The organism is Fuscovulum ytuae (assembly GCF_029953595.1).
In the GTDB taxonomy this organism is placed as follows: domain Bacteria; phylum Pseudomonadota; class Alphaproteobacteria; order Rhodobacterales; family Rhodobacteraceae; genus Paragemmobacter; species Paragemmobacter ytuae.
Window position 1 is genome coordinate 3757762 of the sequence record NZ_CP124535.1, and the last position, 13053, is coordinate 3770814.

16 protein-coding genes are annotated in these 13053 nt (G+C 64.9%); 12 read left to right on the forward strand and 4 right to left on the reverse strand.

Translation table 11 applies throughout. The features are described 5' to 3' along the window. Positions 1–13: 13 nt before the first annotated feature. The 3 genes from QF092_RS17985 to QF092_RS17995 all read left to right on the forward strand — a co-directional run bounded on the left by QF092_RS17985 (position 14) and on the right by QF092_RS17995 (position 1874). Positions 14–373, forward strand: a complete 360-nt coding sequence (locus QF092_RS17985; protein ID WP_281466135.1) for a hypothetical protein — start codon at positions 14–16, stop codon at positions 371–373. Between the two features lie 103 nt (positions 374–476). Continuing rightward, positions 477–1004, forward strand: coding sequence for a DUF4405 domain-containing protein (locus QF092_RS17990; RefSeq protein WP_281466137.1), 528 nt, complete (start codon positions 477–479; stop codon positions 1002–1004). Between the two features lie 126 nt (positions 1005–1130). Continuing rightward, a complete protein-coding gene (locus QF092_RS17995) occupies positions 1131–1874 on the forward strand; it encodes a YebC/PmpR family DNA-binding transcriptional regulator (RefSeq protein WP_281466139.1) in 744 nt (247 codons plus the stop codon). A 60-nt stretch (positions 1875–1934) separates the two neighbouring features. On the opposite strand, the gene QF092_RS18000 is transcribed toward QF092_RS17995, so the two are convergent. Next, positions 1935–2462 carry a response regulator transcription factor KdpE gene (locus QF092_RS18000; protein ID WP_281466142.1) on the reverse strand — a complete coding sequence of 176 codons (528 nt, stop codon included), beginning with the start codon at positions 2460–2462 and terminating at the stop codon, positions 1935–1937. Between the two features lie 302 nt (positions 2463–2764). Here QF092_RS18000 and QF092_RS18005 point away from each other — a divergent pair, with 302 nt between their 5' ends. After that, on the forward strand, positions 2765–3016 hold the full coding sequence (locus QF092_RS18005; protein WP_281466144.1) for a hypothetical protein: 252 nt from the start codon (positions 2765–2767) through the stop codon (positions 3014–3016). 33 nt (positions 3017–3049) lie between these two features. Further along, entirely contained in the window at positions 3050–3619 is a 570-nt protein-coding gene (locus tag QF092_RS18010) for a hypothetical protein (RefSeq protein ID WP_281466146.1), read from the forward strand. Here QF092_RS18010 and QF092_RS18015 read toward each other — a convergent pair. Continuing rightward, on the reverse strand, positions 3610–4497 hold the full coding sequence (locus tag QF092_RS18015) for a LysR family transcriptional regulator ArgP (protein ID WP_281466148.1): 888 nt from the start codon (positions 4495–4497) through the stop codon (positions 3610–3612). The two genes, QF092_RS18010 and QF092_RS18015, sit on opposite strands and share 10 nt — an antisense overlap. A 91-nt stretch (positions 4498–4588) precedes the next feature. On the opposite strand from QF092_RS18015, the gene QF092_RS18020 reads away from it, so the two are divergent. The 7 genes from QF092_RS18020 to QF092_RS18050 all read left to right on the forward strand — a co-directional run bounded on the left by QF092_RS18020 (position 4589) and on the right by QF092_RS18050 (position 11831). Next, positions 4589–4972: an ACT domain-containing protein gene (locus QF092_RS18020; RefSeq protein ID WP_281466149.1), complete on the forward strand. Its 384-nt coding sequence runs from the start codon at positions 4589–4591 to the stop codon at positions 4970–4972. Next, positions 4965–5570: a LysE/ArgO family amino acid transporter gene (locus QF092_RS18025; protein WP_281466152.1), complete on the forward strand. Its 606-nt coding sequence runs from the start codon at positions 4965–4967 to the stop codon at positions 5568–5570. The genes QF092_RS18020 and QF092_RS18025 overlap by 8 nt, the downstream gene beginning before the upstream one ends. Positions 5571–5626: 56 nt before the next feature. Continuing rightward, complete coding sequence (locus tag QF092_RS18030) at positions 5627–6538, forward strand: DMT family transporter (RefSeq protein ID WP_281466154.1); 912 nt, start codon at positions 5627–5629, stop codon at positions 6536–6538. A 113-nt stretch (positions 6539–6651) separates the two neighbouring features. Continuing rightward, positions 6652–9993, forward strand: coding sequence for a calcium-binding protein (locus tag QF092_RS18035; RefSeq protein WP_281466156.1), 3342 nt, complete (start codon positions 6652–6654; stop codon positions 9991–9993). Positions 9994–10053: 60 nt separating this feature from the next. Next, positions 10054–10254: a hypothetical protein gene (locus QF092_RS18040; protein ID WP_281466158.1), complete on the forward strand. Its 201-nt coding sequence runs from the start codon at positions 10054–10056 to the stop codon at positions 10252–10254. Positions 10255–10284: 30 nt separating this feature from the next. Continuing rightward, complete coding sequence (locus QF092_RS18045; RefSeq protein WP_281466160.1) at positions 10285–11148, forward strand: urea carboxylase-associated family protein; 864 nt, start codon at positions 10285–10287, stop codon at positions 11146–11148. Beyond that, complete coding sequence (locus QF092_RS18050) at positions 11145–11831, forward strand: gamma-glutamylcyclotransferase (protein ID WP_281466162.1); 687 nt, start codon at positions 11145–11147, stop codon at positions 11829–11831. Before QF092_RS18045 ends, QF092_RS18050 begins: the two co-directional genes overlap by 4 nt. Positions 11832–11844: 13 nt before the next feature. Here the strand turns inward: QF092_RS18050 and deoD are convergent, their stop codons facing one another. Both deoD and QF092_RS18060 read right to left on the reverse strand, forming a co-directional pair. Continuing rightward, complete coding sequence (gene deoD, locus QF092_RS18055; RefSeq protein ID WP_281466164.1) at positions 11845–12552, reverse strand: purine-nucleoside phosphorylase; 708 nt, start codon at positions 12550–12552, stop codon at positions 11845–11847. A gap of 74 nt (positions 12553–12626) precedes the next feature. Then, positions 12627–12986 (reverse strand): DUF1127 domain-containing protein, encoded by a 360-nt coding sequence (locus QF092_RS18060; RefSeq protein WP_281466166.1) that lies wholly within the window; start codon positions 12984–12986, stop codon positions 12627–12629. Positions 12987–13053 lie beyond the last annotated feature (67 nt).

A 13053-nucleotide genomic window follows, 5' to 3' on the forward strand; every position in this document is an offset into this window, starting at 1 on the left:
GCGGGGGCGAGCGATGCGGTGGGCGGTTCTGGCGGTAGGGGTTCTGGCTCTGGCGGGCTGTGCGGGGATCATGCAAGCGCCGGTGCCGCAGGCGGCGCGGCTGTCGGCAGAGGTTCTGACGGTGTCGCTGGCGGATGGCACCGTCTGCCGCGCGGATTGGGCGGCGGCGGGCGGGTCCGGTCGGCTGGAGCCTTGCGGGCCGGGCTATGCGTATCGCGTCACGGTGGTGGAGCGGCCAAACCTTTTGCGGCAGTTCTGGACCGGGTTGACGCAGGCCTTGGGCGCGGAGGGCGTGGTGCCCCCAATGGCCAAGGTGGAGATTACGGGCGAGGGACGCAGCTGGACCTTCGTATCGCCGCCTACTGTGGAGTGATCCGGCGGGTGGATGGGCAGCACTGCCCATCTTATGGGTGGCGACGACGGAAAAATAAGACGGTGGCGTTGAACGGGACGATACCCGTTTGCAGGAGCCAATCATGTCTGTTTTTTCTGTGCCGCGCCGTGATCTTTCGCTTCGGTCATGGGCGACGCCCCTTGTCGTTGGGTCTTTCCTTTTGATGGGGGCGACCGGGGTGGCGATGTTCTTCCATGTGGAAACGCCCTTGATGAAGGGCCTGCATGAATGGGCGGGTTGGGCCATGCTGGCCGGGGGCGGGGCGCATCTGGTGCTGAACTGGCGGGGCTTCACGACCTATTTCCGGCGGCCTTTGGCGGGTGGGATCATGGGGGTGGGGGTTGTGCTGCTTGGGTTGAGCCTTTTGCCCTTGGCGCCGGAGGGTGGCCCCTCTGCCACGATTGAGGCGATGATCGGGGCGGTGGGGACGGCCCCTGTGACGGTGCTGGCCGAGTTGACCGGGCAGGAGGTGGCGGCGGTCGTGGCCGAATTGGCCGAGGCCGGGTTGCCGGGGGCGGGACCGTACAGCACGGTGGCGGGTCTGGCGGGCGGCGATCGGGACCTGCAATTCGCGGGGCTTGCGGCGGTTCTTGCCCCCCTTGATGACTGAGTGCTGGGCGTGGGCTGGATGGCCCATCCTACGACAAAGCCGCGCCCTTGCCGCACGGGGTTGCCGTTCCCCTTCTGCCTTGTGTATAGGACGCCATCACCCCGCAGGGATATCGGAGCAAGGGTCATGGCAGGCCATTCGAAATGGGCGAACATCCAGCACCGCAAGGGCAAGCAGGATGCGATCCGGTCAAAAATGTTTTCCAAGCTGGCGAAGGAGATCACCGTCTCGGCCAAGATGGGTGATCCTGACCCAGAGAAGAACCCGCGTCTGCGTCTGGCGGTGAAGGCCGCCAAGGCGGTGTCGATGCCCAAGGACGTGATCGAGCGCGCGATCAAGAAATCGCAGGGCGGCGATGCGGCGGATTACACGGAAATCCGCTATGAGGGTTATGGGCCGAACGGGATTGCGATCATCGTCGAGGCGATGACGGATAACCTGAACCGCACCGCATCCAACGTGCGGTCCTATTTCACCAAATGCGGCGGCAATCTGGGGCAGACCGGATCGGTCAGCCATGGCTTTGATCGGGTGGGCGAGATTTCCTATCCCGCCAGCGCCGGATCGGCGGATGACGTGATGATGGCCGCGCTGGAGGCCGGGGCGGATGATGTGGAATCCGATGACGAGGGGCATTGGATTTATTGCAGCGTCGAGGCGTTGTCGGATGTTTCGGATGCCTTGGAAAAGGGTTTGGGGGAATCGACGGAGTCAAAGCTGATCTGGCGGCCGCAGACGCGGACCGAGGTCGATCTGGAGACGGCGACCAAGCTGATGCGTCTGATCGACATGCTGGAAGAGGATGACGATGTGCAGACAGTAACGCATAATTTCGACATCCCCGATGCGGTGGCGGCACAGCTGGGCTGATTGCCCCGCGCGCAGGGTTCGGGAAAGGGCGGTCCTTCGGGGCCGCCTTTTTCCTTTTGGTCAGCGCGATTGCATGCGGCCGAAGCGGGATTCGTGCCATTGGTCGTGGTTTTCCACGGCGACGGCCAGCGCGTCGAGGAGGGTGGATGCCGTCAGCGGGGTGCGGAGGGTGACATCGCAGATGGCCATGCGTTCGGTGGAATAGTCGGACCGCGTCACCCGCGAGGACAGGACGATGATCGGCAGATAGGGGGCGAAGCGGCGCAGGCGGAGGCCGAAATCGATCATCGTGCCGTCATCGCCAAGGAAATCGGCATCGATCAGGGCGGCGTCGAAGCTGTTGGCATAGCGGTCAAACCATTCGAGCGACAGGCTGCGGATCGGCATCGCCGTGAGCTTTGCGCCGCGACTGGCCAACCAATCGAGGAGCGTATCGAAAGGGCCACCGGGCAGGAGGCAGAAGGCAACGATCCGCGCAGGGGCAGGCGTCGCGCGGGTGCGGGCGGCGATTGGCGGGGTGGCAAGGCTGGTGTCAGAGGTATCAGACAGGGGGATGCCATAGCGAAAGGAGGCCGGAACAGGGATCACCGGAACGTCACAGGGGCTATGGCGCTAGTCCCATCAGAGGCGGGAAATGGGGTATTTCCGCATCCTTATGCACGCAAGAGTTGTACGGATTGGCGGTTTGGTCAAGTCTTTTGCGGGGGACAGCGTGAAACCGTTTCGGCTTGGGTCCTGAGAGCCAGAATGAAATGAAAAAGTTGCGAGGCAGTGTTGGAGCGCTATAATACATACTAAGGTATGGCCTCCAGCTGAGGAGGCCACGAGGGGACAACAGGGCTGTGGTGAACATAAAGAGCGTTGCGCAATTGCGGGCTTTGCTTTTCGACATGGAAAAGTCGCTGGGTCTTGTGGACCTTTCGTCGAATGAGCGGGATGTCCTTTACGCCATCAATGAAGTGTCGAGCGGGTCGCCGAAAAAGGCCCGGTCGGAGGCGATCCGAAATCATCCCTTGGCCGCAGCCATCCCGCAGGCGACCTATCACCGTGCCTTGAAGAGCCTTGTGCAGCGTGGGCTTGTGGCGCACGCTCCGGATACGCGGGCGGGGCATTACGTGCTGCGCGAAAGCGACGAGGCATGACGGAATAAGGCTTTCTCAGGCCTTGAAGGGGGGATGATGGGCCTTCAGGCGGCGCAGGGTGCTTTGCATTTCGGCGCAACATCGGCGGCGATGCTGGTGGCTTTTGCGGTCTGCGAGGGGATTAATGATGTGATGCGGGTTGGGCAGACGATGCTGCCCGCACCGCATGCCTTGTTTCTGCCCTATGGTGTTTTGGTCATTTGCGCATGGATGTATGGCTGGGCTGCGCTGCCCTTGCTGTTTCCGGCGGCGCTGTTGTCGGTGTTCCTGATGGCAGGCGGCATTGCCTTTGAACCTTTGATCATGGTGTTGCTGCTGGCCAAGATGATTGCGGTTCCGGTGGCCTTTGATGTGCTGCGCTGGGTGGGGCGGGATGCACGTGGGGCCGGGACAGCGGCGAATTGGAAGATGCTGATGGTGTTGGGGCTGATCGGGTCGGTTCTGGGCAATGTGCCGCGTGTGGCTTATGGCCCTTGTTGCGGGGGGATGGACCTTACCGGGATGCTGCAGACCTATGCCAATGTGGTGGCTTCTGACATGGCGGGGCTGTTGGGTGTGCTGGTGGTTGTGATGCTGTTCTTCCGGGTTCTGCGTCACGGCTGACGCAGGCTGAGGCGCGCAGCGGCAAGCAGGGCGCGGGTGAGGGGCGCTGTTGCGGGTGCGGTGAGGCGCGCGAATTGCCAGTAAAGCGCCACATCCAGCGGGTGGTCGGGGGCGAGGTCAGCCAAGCTGCCATCGGCCAGATAGGGGGCGGCCAGAACCTCAGGATTGAGGCACCAGCCAAGGCCCGCGCGGCAAGCGTCGACAAAGCCATGCGATGAGGCAAGGCGATGCGAGGGAAAGCCTGCGCGGCTGGCCTGACCGTCGGTGAGGCGATCGACCCAGTGGTGCTGAAGCCGGTCTTTGTCCGAAAAGGTAAGGGCTGGGGCTTGGGCAAGGGCCAACGGGGTGGGGCCTTGAGGCATCCACCGTTCGATAAAGGCAGGTGAAGCCGTCGCGCGATAGCGCAGCGCCCCCAGCGCCACGGTTTCGCAACCTTGAAGTGGGCCGGGGTGGGAGGTGATGGCGGCTGCCACCTCGCCCCGACGGAGCCATTCTTGCGAGACGTCCTGATCATCAATGACGATGTCGTAAAGAAAGCCCGGTGTGGCGGCGAGCGCGGGGATGACCCAAGTGGCAAGGCTGTCGGCATTGACGGCGATGCGCAGGCTTGCGGGGCCGGGCGCAATGCCCGGCAGATCGGCCGAGAGCGCCTGTTCGAGCAGCACAACCTCATCATGGTGGCGGATGAGGCGGAGGCCTGCCTCGGTCGCGGTGCAGGGTGTGCCGCGGCGGATGAGAAGCGTGCCGATGCGTTCTTCAAGCGCTTTGAGGCGTTGGGACAGGGCGGAGGGTGTAACATGCAGTTCCGCCGCCGCCCGTTCGAAAGAGCCGCGCCTGTGGATGGCGGCGAGGGCGGCGAGTTGGGCGGGATCAAGCATTAGAAAATCTAATCCGTATGCAGGATGTTTAATTGGATTGTTCCCGTTTCGGGCGATAGGTCAAGTGCGGGGTTTGTAGCCGGGGCGGAGAATGGCGGAACGGGATATTGATCGGCTGTTGCGGGGCATGGAGCCGGTGCTGCATGAGGCGGCCTATGGCTTTGCGGTCTGGGACGGTGGCGTGATGCCATTCTTGCCCTTTGCCACGGTAGCCGAGACCGAGGGGATGACCGTCGTGGCCCTGCTGGAGGAGATGGCCAAGGCGGGGCTGGCCTCGGAGCAGTGGGCGCGGATCAGTCTGACCATACACAGCGATCTGGCGGCGGTCGGTCTGACGGCGGCCTTTTCGGCGGCGCTGGCGGCGGAGGGGATCAGTTGTAACGTGGTGGCGGGGTTCCACCACGATCATCTTTTCGTGCCATGGGCGCGGCGCTTTGATGCGTTGGCCGCGCTGGAGCGGTTTGCCCATGGTTAGTGTTGCGGGGGCGGGATTTCTTGTTGCGATCAGCCTGATCGCGGCGATTGGGGCGCAGAATGCCTTTGTGCTGCGGCAGGGCATCCGGCGCGAGCATGTGCTGGCGGTGGTGGCGACCTGTGCATTGTCGGATGCCATATTGATCGCGGCAGGGGTCGGGGGCTTTGGCCTTGTTTCGGGGGCCGTGCCGTGGCTGGCCGATGTGATGCTGTGGGGCGGCGTGGCCTTCCTTGTGGTCTATGGGGCGATGCGCTTTCGCGCAGCGTGGCGGGGGGGTGAGGCCTTGATGCCCGCGCCGGGCGGGGCGGCCCCCTTGGGGCAGGTACTGGCGACCTGTCTTGTGCTGACTTGGGCCAATCCGCATGTCTATCTGGATACGGTGGTGCTGCTGGGATCGATCAGCGCGCAATATGCGCCGCATGGGGCGGCCTTTGGCATCGGGGCGGCGATGGGGTCGGTCGTGTTCTTCAGCGCGCTTGGCTTTGGCGCGCGGCTCTTGGGGCCGATTTTTGCCAAACCGCGGGCTTGGGTTGTGCTGGAAGTCGTGGTGGGATGCACCATGTGGGCGATTGCGGCAAAGCTGGCTTTGACGGCCTGAGACTGTTCTGCGGTGCGGGCCTTGCGGGCGGCGCGGGGATCGGGTTCTGTGGCCCAATGACGACTGCGCCTTCCGATCTTGGCCGCCCCTTGGAAGGGGTTCTGTGGATGCTGCTGACGGGGCTGTGCTTTGTCGCGGTGAACGGGATCGTGCGGCATCTGGGGACGGAACTGCCCGCGGCGCAATCCGCCTTTGTCCGCTTTGCCTGGGGCGTGGTGTTTCTGGCACCAAGCCTGTGGATGCTGGCGCGGAAGGGCCTGCCCGCGGGGGCGGCGCGGCTGTTTGGATGGCGCGGGCTGGTGCATACGGCGGCAGTGGTGCTGTGGTTCTATGCCATGGCGCGTATCCCGATCGCCGAGGTGATCGCCATCGGCTATTTGAACCCGGTGGTGGTGACGATCGGGGCGGCGCTGTTCTTTGGCGAGGCCTTGGCGGCGCGGCGGATCGCGGCGGTTCTGGTGGCGCTGATTGGCGCGATGATCGTGCTGCGCCCGGGCTTGCGTGTGTTGGGCATGGGCCATCTGGCACAGCTTGGCGCGGCGGTGTTCTTCGCGGCCTCATACCTTTATGCCAAGCGGCTGAGTCAGATCGCCCCGGCAGGAACGGTGGTGGCGATGCTGTCCTTGACGGTGACGGTGGGGCTGTTGCCGCTGGCCATCTGGGTCTGGGTGCCGATGAGCCTTGTGCAACTGGGTTGGCTGGGGCTGGTGGCAGGGTTTGCCACGGCGGCGCATTACTGCATGACGCGGGCCTTCCGGGCGGCCCCCTTGGCGGTGACGCAGCCGGTTACTTTCCTACAACTGGTCTGGGGCACGGTTCTGGGGGCGTCGCTTTTTGGCGAGGCCGTCGATCCTTGGGTGATTGCCGGGGGGGCGGTGATCATCGGGGCGATCAGCTATATCACTTGGCGCGAGACGGTGATCAAACGGCGGCAGGTGACGCCCGCCGAGGGTGCGGCGACATTGTGACCCTTGGCGAGAATGCGCGGGGAATGCCCGTGTCCTGCCCGAATTCCTGAAGAAACCCATAACCTTGCATCGTCAATCTGACCCGTGGCTACAGGCTTTGGGTGGGTCGGGCTATGCTGGAATTCCTTCGGGTCGGGGTGACCCTTGGCGCGCGTTTCGCGCAGCCATTCACGCGGGGCGAGATGGGGCTGACCGGAGGGGCGGCCCCCGTGCTGCGCGTGTTCAATCCGGTGCAGAATGAGATGGTGGTGGTGTCGATCGGCGGCACGGGCGCGGCGGTGACCGCGGTTGTCCCCGAGGCGCGGGTGGGGGTGGAGGTGGGAGCTATGGCGGGTAGCCTGCCCGCCGACCTGATTGCCGCCGCACGGGCCGAGGTGGGGCGGTCCTTCACCGCATATCTTGCGCCCAGCACGGCCTTGCAGGTGCAGGCGGTGGAGGTCATGGCGCTGGTGGCGGGGGGGCAGGATTGGCTGCTGGCTGCGCGCAGTGATGGCGCGGGGGTGGAGGCGTTTCGCATCGCGGCCAATGGCGCCTTGACGCGCAGCGGGGCGGTGGCGGATGCGCGCGATCTGCCACTTGCGGGTGTTTCGGCGCTGGCGGGGGCGGTGTTGGGCGGGGTGGCCTATGTCTTTGCCGCCTCGGCGCGCGAGGATGGGGTTTCGGTTCTGGCGCTGTCGCCCACGGGGACCTTGGCGCGGGTGGGGCAGATGGGGGTGGCAGAGGGGCTGCCCGTCGACACGCCGACCGCCCTGCGGGTGGTGGAGGCCTATGGGCAACACTGGTTGATCGTGGCGGCGGCGGGGACCTCTAGCCTGTCGGTGCTGCGGATCGGGCCGGGGGGCAGCCTGACCCCAGCGGATCATGTGATGGACGGGCTGGTTACGCGCTTTGACGGGGTCACGGTCATCGAGACGGTGGCTTATGGCGGCTGGACCTTCGTCATCGCGGCGGGGGCGGATGCGGGGCTTTCGGTGTTGGCGCTGTTGCCGGGGGGGCGGCTGGTGCATCTGGCGACGCTGGCCGATCGGGGGGATGTGACGCTGGCCGACATAACCGCGCTGCGGGCGGTGGTGGTGGGCGACCAGATGCAGATCATGATCCTATCGGGGGGCGAGGCGGGGCTGACGCAGCTTGCCTTACCGCTGGCCGCTTTGGGGGCCGTGGGGGTGGCCGGGGGCGCGGGGCGGGATGTGGTGCTGGACGGGGTGGGCGCGGATACGCTGGTCGGTGGGGCGGGGGCCGATCTGTTCATGATGCGCGCCGATGGGCAGCGAGATGTGATCGTCGATTTCGAACCGGGGGTAGATCGGATTGATCTGACAGGGTGGACCTTTTTCCGCAATTCCGGGCAGTTGACCCTGACACCGACGGCGGGCGGGCTGGTGTTGCGTTTCTGGGTCGAGGAGTTGGAGATCCGCGCGGCGGCGGGGCGCAGCCTGACGCTGGCCGATCTGCGCGGGATGGTCTTTGCCGAGATGGACCGCGCGTTGTTCGAGGCGCTGGTTGACTTGCCGCCCGATCCCGGCCCCGCGCCGGAGCCTCCTAGAGACCCGCAAAATCCGACCCCGCCCCCGGCGCCGGAGGACCCGGTGGCGCCGGAGGACCCCGGTCCGCCCACAACTGGCCCGCGTCCCATCGAGGGCGGCACGGCTGCCGATACCCTAAGGGGGGGCGTGGACAATGACCGGATCTTTGGCGGCGGTGGCGATGACAGCCTTCTGGGCGAAGCGGGGTCCGATAACCTGCTTGGTGAGGACGGTGCGGATCGTCTGGAAGGGGGGGAAGGGGCCGATACGCTGGACGGGGGCGCGGGGAATGATGTGCTGCTTGGCGAGGTGGGGGATGACAGCCTAATCGGCGGTGCCGGGGATGATGGGCTGTTCGGGGGCGATGGTTCGGATCGTCTGGAAGGAGGAGAGGGGGCCGATACGCTGGAAGGGGGCGCGGGGAATGATGTGCTGCTGGGCGCGGTTGGGGATGACCGGGTCTTTGGCGGTTTGGGGGATGATCTGATCGAGGGCGGTGCAGATCAGGATTCCCTTTGGGGCGGCGTGGGCCGTGATCGTCTGATCGGCGGAGATGGGAATGATTGGCTGTTGGGCGCGTCGGGTGCTGATGTTTTGGAGGGAGGGGGAGGTCGGGATGTCCTCTTTGGCGGCGACGACGCCGATATCTTGGACGGCGGAACCGGGAATGACACGCTGCATGGAGAGAGCGGGGATGACCGACTGACGGGTGGGCTGGGGAATGATCTGCTTTACGGTGGAGCGGGCACAGATCGTTTGGAAGGCGGTGAGGGCACCGACACTTTGAACGCCGAAGCGGGAAATGACCTGCTGCTGGCCGAGGCGGGGAATGACAGGCTTTTTGGCGGAGATGGCGATGATCTGATCGATGGCGGCACAGATCAGGATTCGCTCTGGGGCGGAATTGGCCGTGATCGGTTGCTTGGCGGTGATGGAGATGACTGGCTTCTCGGAGCGTCGGGCAGTGACGTCCTAGAGGGGGGTAATGGAAGGGATGTCCTTTATGGCGGAGACGATGCCGATACCTTGGACGGCGGGGGCGGGAATGACACGCTTTACGGTGAAATGGGCAATGACAGTCTGATCGGCGGTCTTGGATCGGATCGATTGGCGGGTGGAGACGGAGCCGACTCGCTGGATGGTGGCGTGGGTGGTGATGTGCTTCAGGGCGACGCAGGAAACGATCGCCTGTTTGGGGGAGATGGCGAAGACGTGGTGGATGGCGGCGCGGATCAGGATTCGCTGTGGGGCGGGGCGGGACTTGATCGCTTGATTGGCGGGGATGGGAATGACTGGTTGCTCGGCGGTCCGGACGGGGACGTTCTGGAAGGGGGCAACGGGCGGGATGTGCTTTATGGTGGGGACGGTGACGATACGCTGGATGGGGGGCAGGGTACGGATACCCTATATGGGGACCTCGGAAATGATCGCCTTTTGGGTGGTGAAGGCGATGACCGGTTGGAGGGCCAGGACGGGAATGACACCCTGTGGGGCGGATGGGGGCGTGACCAACTGATCGGTGGGGCCGGGAATGATTGGATGCTGGCCGGGGCTGAGGCAGATAGTTTGGACGGCGGGGATGGCCGTGATGTGCTGTATGGCGGTGATCAGGGGGATACGCTTTTCGGGGGGGCGGGGCCTGATCGTCTGTTCGGTGGCGCGGGATGGGATGTGATGTCGGGCGGGCCGGGGGCGGATGTCTTTGTCTTTACGCCTCAGGATGGAACGGGGCGCGACCGCATTCTGGATTTCAACATTGCCGAGGATCGGTTGGAGTTCCGTGGCCTGTCGGGGATGGGCGATCTGACCTTGCGGGACGTGCGTCTGGGCGGGGTCTTGACGGCCGAGGTTTCGGGGGGCGGCCATCTGATCCGACTTGAGGGGGTGCGGGCGGCAGACCTAGATGCGGGGGACTTCCTGTTCCTGTGAAGGGTCCGCGCGGCCTTGTGTCGTCTTGTCGCGCGGGGCGGGTCATGGAAAGGGAAAGCTATGCCGATCCTTGTGCCCCTCCTGCTGATTTGCGTCTTTCTGGCGATGTATCTGATGCGCCGGGGGCGCACATTGACGCGGGATTGCCGCTGGCGGCTGGATCGGGCGGCAGAGGGCGGCCCAGTCTGGCGCTGTGCGGTTTGCGGCGGCCTCTCGCGGGGTGGGGCGACGCCGCGCCATTGCCAGCGCAAGACGGGCTGATAGGGTGGGGCGAAAAGAGGTGCCCCTGCCATGAAACTATCCCACGATCATACCGCCCCGGCGGATGCCCTTGCCCGCAAGGGCATTGCCCCGGTCATCTGCTATCCGGTCGAAGGGCTGGCCCGGCCCGATATGGCCCCCTTTCGCGCCGCGCGCGCAGGGTGGGATAAGGTGGCCGAGGTCGTGGTGCCTGCGCGCGAGGCGCGGTGTTGGGCTGTGGCGGCGGGGCAGTTTTTCCGCATCACCAGCATCGAAGGGCCGCAGGTGGGCGATCTGAACCTGTGGGCACAGGCCGATCTGCGCGAAAGGTTCTATTCCGGCAAGACGCGGGCGCTGCATGGCACGCATCTGTCGACGGGGGACAGGATGTGGTCGGCCTTTCCCTTCCTGCGCCCGATGGCGGTGATCACGGATGACAGTCTTGACTGGTATGGGTTCGACGCTTTCGGGGGCGCGGTGCATGACGTGATCGGCACGCGCTGTGATCCCTATACCCACAACCTGCTGAGCGGGGGCGGGCAGTATCACCATTGCTGCCATTCCAACCTGACCCGCGCCTTGGCGGATTGGACCGGGCTTTCGCTGCACGAGGCGGAGGGGCATGTGCATGATGTGCTGAATGTCTTCATGTGCACGGGGTTCACGCGCGATACGGGCCAGTATTTCATGAAGGCCTCACCCGTGCGTCCCGGCGATTATCTGGAATTCTTTGCCGAGATTGATCTGGTGGGGGGGCTGTCGGCCTGCCCCGGTGGGGATTGTTCGGCGGAACATTCGTCGGATGCGGCGGCCTGCCATCCTTTGCTGGTGGAGGTCTTCCAACCCATCGCCCCGCCTGCGGGATGGGTCGCGCCGGCTGTGAATGGCTATGACCGGAGCCATGGGCGCCCATGAGCTGTGTGCGCGCCCTGCACCTGACCGAGGCGTTGGTCGCGCGGGTAGAGCGGCAGGAGCCGGAATATCCCGGCGCACGGGGGCAGCCCTATATCGATGATGACGCCTTTGGTCGCCATGCGCGGCGTCTGGTGGAGGAAGCGGGGGAGGGACCCGTCTGGACTTTTGCTTATGGATCGCTGATCTGGAAACCGGCCTTCGAGGCGGTGGCAGCAGCGCCTTGCCTGTTGCATGGCTGGAGGCGGTCTTTCTGCATCCATCTGGAAAGTTGGCGCGGGACGCCAGAGGAGCCGGGGCTGATGCTGGCCTTGGCGCGGGGCGGGAGTTGTCGGGGGATGGCCTATCGCCTGCCCGATGCGGCGCGCGAAGCGGCGATGGAGGCGCTTTTGCGCCGTGAGATCGGCTATGAGGTGGACCTTGCCTCGGTCCGCTGGTTGACGGTGCGGGGGGCGGCGGGGCCGTTCCGGGTGCTGGTTTTTTATGCCGCCCCGCTTGATCGGTCGATCCATGTGGACCTGCCAATGGCGGAACAGGCGCGGCGGATCGCGCGGGCTGCGGGACATATGGGAAGTTGCGCGGCCTATTTGCGCAACACCGTGCAGCATCTGGAGGAATTGGGTATCCGCGACCGATACCTTTGGTCCTTGCAAAGGATGGTCGCGGAGGAAATTGCTGCGCTGTAGGAGGGGCCTTGGGTCAGGTGGCGAAGGCGGCCTGTAGCGCAATGTCCACCATATCGCCAAAGCTGCGTTCGCGCTGATCGGAGGGCAGCGCCTCATGCGTGAGGATGTGGTCGGAGATTGTCAGGATCGCCAGCGCGCGCACATTGTGGCGGGCGGCGAGGGTGTAGAGTTCGGCCGCCTCCATTTCCACGCAGAGGCAGTTGTGGCGTTGGAGTTGGTCGGACAGGTCTTGCCGTTCGTCGTAGAAGGTATCGGAGGAATAGATGCCGCCGACATGGGTGGGGATATTGCGGGCCGTTGCAGCGGCATGGGCAGCGGAGAGAAGGCCGTAATCGGCAACAGGGGCGAAGTTCAATTCGCGGAAGATCGACCGCGAGGGGGAGCCAAGTGTGGTCGTGGCCTGTGCCAGCACGATGTCGCGGACCTTGACATGATGTTGCAACGCCCCGGCCGAGCCGATGCGGATCAGCGTTTGGGCCCCGTAGTCGCGGATCAACTCATTGGCATAGATCGAAAGGGACGGCATGCCCATGCCTGTGCCGTGAATGGTGACGGGGTGCCCATGCCATGTGCCGGTATAGCCCAGCATCCCGCGCACTTCGTTCACCAGAACGGGGTTTTCCAGAAAGGTCTGGGCGGCCCAGCGCGCGCGGTAGGGATCGCCCGGCAGAAGGACGGTTTTGGCAATCTCGCCGGGTCGCGCGCCGATATGGACGGTCATGGGGGCCTCTGCATGGTCTACAGGGGCCAAAGCTAGACGAAGGCCGAGGCGGTTGAAAGGCCACGACGTGCCGATCAGGCAGCGGCGTGGTTGTGGTTGCTGTAGGTGCCCGCATTGGGGCAGAAGGTCGCCTCGGCGGGGCGGGCGATTTCCCATCTTGCGAGGATCAGCGAACAGGTCCCTCGTTCGCGGCAATGGGCGCAGGTGCCCAAAATCTCAAGATATTCCGCATGGTTGGCCTTCACCTCGGCCTCGGACAGGCCGAAGATCGCGGCCATCCGGGCGACACGGTCAGGCACATCGGGCGGCATGCGGATGAAATCCTCGACCTGACGGCGGGTCATGCCGAGATCGGCAAGATCGCGGTCCGTCAGCGCGTCCACGGTTTTCAGTTGCTGCCAGCGGTCAATCAGTGCGCGGATTCGGGCAAGCATTGGGGTCTCCGTCAGGGTGAGTGACGTGAGGGTGCCCGATGCGCGGGGGCCGCACCTTGATCTGGCG

Excerpts from the sequence above, each read along its gene's own strand:
- QF092_RS17985 (WP_281466135.1), top strand. The coding sequence starts at position 14 with ATGCGGTGGGCGGTTCTGGCGGTAGGGGTTCTGGCTCTGGCGGGCTGT.
- QF092_RS17990 (WP_281466137.1), top strand. The coding sequence starts at position 477 with ATGTCTGTTTTTTCTGTGCCGCGCCGTGATCTTTCGCTTCGGTCATGG.
- QF092_RS17995 (WP_281466139.1), top strand. The coding sequence starts at position 1,131 with ATGGCAGGCCATTCGAAATGGGCGAACATCCAGCACCGCAAGGGCAAG.
- QF092_RS18005 (WP_281466144.1), top strand. The coding sequence starts at position 2,765 with ATGGAAAAGTCGCTGGGTCTTGTGGACCTTTCGTCGAATGAGCGGGAT.
- QF092_RS18010 (WP_281466146.1), top strand. The coding sequence starts at position 3,050 with ATGATGGGCCTTCAGGCGGCGCAGGGTGCTTTGCATTTCGGCGCAACA.
- QF092_RS18015 (WP_281466148.1), bottom strand. The coding sequence starts at position 4,497 with ATGCTTGATCCCGCCCAACTCGCCGCCCTCGCCGCCATCCACAGGCGC.
- QF092_RS18020 (WP_281466149.1), top strand. The coding sequence starts at position 4,589 with ATGGCGGAACGGGATATTGATCGGCTGTTGCGGGGCATGGAGCCGGTG.
- QF092_RS18025 (WP_281466152.1), top strand. The coding sequence starts at position 4,965 with ATGGTTAGTGTTGCGGGGGCGGGATTTCTTGTTGCGATCAGCCTGATC.
- QF092_RS18030 (WP_281466154.1), top strand. The coding sequence starts at position 5,627 with ATGACGACTGCGCCTTCCGATCTTGGCCGCCCCTTGGAAGGGGTTCTG.
- QF092_RS18035 (WP_281466156.1), top strand. The coding sequence starts at position 6,652 with ATGCTGGAATTCCTTCGGGTCGGGGTGACCCTTGGCGCGCGTTTCGCG.
- QF092_RS18040 (WP_281466158.1), top strand. The coding sequence starts at position 10,054 with ATGCCGATCCTTGTGCCCCTCCTGCTGATTTGCGTCTTTCTGGCGATG.
- QF092_RS18045 (WP_281466160.1), top strand. The coding sequence starts at position 10,285 with ATGAAACTATCCCACGATCATACCGCCCCGGCGGATGCCCTTGCCCGC.
- QF092_RS18050 (WP_281466162.1), top strand. The coding sequence starts at position 11,145 with ATGAGCTGTGTGCGCGCCCTGCACCTGACCGAGGCGTTGGTCGCGCGG.
- deoD (WP_281466164.1), bottom strand. The coding sequence starts at position 12,552 with ATGACCGTCCATATCGGCGCGCGACCCGGCGAGATTGCCAAAACCGTC.
- QF092_RS18060 (WP_281466166.1), bottom strand. The coding sequence starts at position 12,986 with ATGCTTGCCCGAATCCGCGCACTGATTGACCGCTGGCAGCAACTGAAA.